The 1,932-nt window shown below is 30.2% G+C and carries 2 protein-coding genes and 1 pseudogene; all 3 read left to right on the forward strand.

From position 1 onward, the window contains the following. Positions 1-177 precede the first annotated feature (177 nt). The gene (locus VLM92_RS13985) at positions 178-819 is read left to right on the forward strand and encodes a hypothetical protein (protein ID WP_325276942.1); all 642 of its coding nucleotides are present in this window, start codon (positions 178-180) and stop codon (positions 817-819) included. Between the two features lie 17 nt (positions 820-836). Continuing rightward, a complete protein-coding gene (locus VLM92_RS13990; protein WP_325276943.1) occupies positions 837-1,361 on the forward strand; it encodes a hypothetical protein in 525 nt (174 codons plus the stop codon). A gap of 13 nt (positions 1,362-1,374) precedes the next feature. After that, positions 1,375-1,932: pseudogene (locus VLM92_RS13995) on the forward strand (hypothetical protein); the annotation flags it as partial.

A 1,932-nucleotide genomic window follows, 5' to 3' on the forward strand; every position in this document is an offset into this window, starting at 1 on the left:
AAATCGGTATCTATATTTGTAGGTGGTTTTGTATTGGGTAATATATACGGAACACTTACTACTATGAAAGCTGCTAAAAAAGGTATAACGTTAATAAAAGGATATATAATAAAATAATAGACATGGGCTATGGATATAATGTTCATAGCCTGTTAAATTTGTTGGAGGTAAATAATAATGAATAATATAAAAAAGTTAGGAATATTTTTAAGTGGAGGTCTATTTGGTGGACTTATAACCGGTTATGTTGTTAAGAATAAATATGAACAAATATTAGATGAAGAAATACAATCAGTTAAAGATACATATAAAAACAGAACTGGTATTGATGAAGATTTTATTGCCAGAAAAGAATATAGAGAATCAGACTTAATGGAAAATTGTGATATAGAAAAAGTGGCTTCTACTGACGACATAAAAGAATATAACAAAAGTAAAAAAGATGGTAGAAAAACGGACTATACTAAATACCACAAAAATACAAATGAGTCAAAAGAACATCATAATGTTATACAGATTGATGATACAAAAGACATTATAATACCACCGACGTTAATAGATGAAGAAGAAGTTGGTATGCATGGCTATGATATGAAAGTATTAACATATTATGCGGACGGAATATTAGCCGATGACACGGATACAGTGTTAGATATAGAATCATATATCGGTCTAGAAAACAGTAGATTATTCGAAGAAAATCCAGGTTGTACTTCGATGTTTGTACGTAATGAACAGACTGGTATAGACTACGAGGTACAAAGAGATGATATGTCTTGGAAAGATTTCGCGATACAAATGGGTATCGATCATGGATAGAAGGAGGTGTTTAACTTATGGATTATATAGTCGAAGAGTATTTTAAATGGTTATGCGATTATGTTAAACATGGTAAATATAGAAATAGAAATAAATTATTAGAAAAGTTACACAATATTAATTATACATACTTTGTTGATTTTGATAGAAATCGTCTTAACGATGGTCTTAATATGAGAAGATATTTCTCAGAAGATACTGGTTATGATGATATATTATATTGGAATAGCAAATGTAGTGTTTTAGAAATGTTGGTAGGTCTTGCCGTTCAAATGCAAAATATGACTGAAGATAATTCTGATAGATTTAAAGCTTGTAATTGGTTTTGGGAAATGGTTAACAATCTAGAACTATCTAGCATGACAAATAACAAGTATGATGAAACATATGTTGAACATGTAATAGATATATTTATGAATAGAAAGTACAAAAGAAATGGTATGAAATATAATGTATTTATAATAAATAACACATACGATGATTTAACAAAAGTTGAACTGTGGTACCAAATGTGTTGGTATATAGATGATGTTTATAAATAGGAGGTAAAAACAAATGGTTGACTTTTTCATAATAGCCACTCGTATGACTAAAAGTGGTGTAGTGGAGATATATCCAAAATTTTTAATAAAAAAATCAACTGATTTAATGATTCGAGGCGGTGACTTCTATGCTATATGGCTAGAAAATGAATGTCGTTGGTCAACCGATGAACAAGACGCTATACATCTAATAGATAATGAGTTAGATAGATTTGCCGAAGAATATAAAGTTAAATTTAACCCTAACGTTAATGTATTACACTTATGGGATGCTGAAACTGGTTTAATAGATAATTGGCATAAGTATTGTCAAAGACAAATGAGAGATTTCTATAGTCCACTAGACGAGACGTTGATATTTTCAAATACGGTAACTACTAAAAAAGACTATGCTAGTAAAAGGTTAAATTACCCATTGGAAGTTGGAGAACACTCTGGTTGGGATACACTTATTGGTACTCTATATACTCCAGAAGAACGACATAAAATAGAATGGTCTATAGGGTCAATAGTATCTGGAGATTCTAAGACAATACAGAAATTCATGGTTCTTTACGGATCTGCCGGTACT

Source organism: Romboutsia sp., from assembly GCF_035470145.1.
Lineage (GTDB): Bacteria > Bacillota > Clostridia > Peptostreptococcales > Peptostreptococcaceae > Romboutsia_D.